The sequence below is a fragment of the Mesorhizobium sp. M7A.F.Ca.ET.027.02.1.1 genome (assembly GCF_004022985.1).
Classification (GTDB): domain Bacteria; phylum Pseudomonadota; class Alphaproteobacteria; order Rhizobiales; family Rhizobiaceae; genus Mesorhizobium.
Window position 1 is genome coordinate 1 of the sequence record NZ_RZOL01000882.1, and the last position, 674, is coordinate 674.

General features: G+C 55.8%; 1 protein-coding gene and 1 pseudogene. Both read left to right on the plus strand.

The features are described 5' to 3' along the window. Positions 1–242, plus strand: a 242-nt coding sequence (locus EN749_RS36785) for a VirB3 family type IV secretion system protein (protein ID WP_189368044.1), incomplete at its 5' end; no start/stop codon positions are given. Further along, positions 239–674 (plus strand): annotated as a pseudogene (locus EN749_RS36790) (VirB4 family type IV secretion system protein); the annotation flags it as partial. The gene EN749_RS36785 and the pseudogene EN749_RS36790, both read left to right, overlap by 4 nt.

Below are 674 nucleotides of genomic sequence, written 5' to 3' on the forward strand. Positions count from 1 at the left end.
CCTTGATGGTGTTGGGGGTGCGTTACGAGATTTTTTGGCTGAACGGTTTGATCGGCGTCGTGTTTTTCATCGCCACCAGCAACATTCTGCTTCCGCCCCTCGTGGCCGTGATCGGCCACGGGGTGTCGGCCTATCTGTGTCAACGCGACATTCACATGTTTCATATTTTCGAGCGCCTTTTTCTGACCAAGCGGGCGATGGGGAACACCTCGTTTTGGGGAGCCAGGAGCTATTCTCCGTGAGCATCAACGCTGATCTGAAATACGGCAAGCAACGCAAAAAAGAGCAGGGCGTGAATGAACACGTCCCCTTTTTGCGTCATGTGGATGATAATGTACTGGTGACCAAGGCGGGCTTTCTGGCCTGCGTCATCCGCATGGGCGGTCTGCCGTTTCAGACGATGGACCAGTCTGAGCTCAACGCCCGGGTCCTGAACCGCAACACCACATTTCGCAATCTCTCGTCGTCGCGCTTTGCCGTCTATGCGACGATCATCCGTCGCCACATCACGCCCGAGATCGAAGGTAGCTTCGACAACCCGTTCGTCGCGGAACTGGACGCGCGTTACATGGAGGCGCTGTCCTCCAAGAATCTGTTCGTCAACGAAGTTTACTTGACGGTCATACGCCGGCCGATGGCCGGCAAGATCGGCTGGGTGGACAAGGTTTTTGATC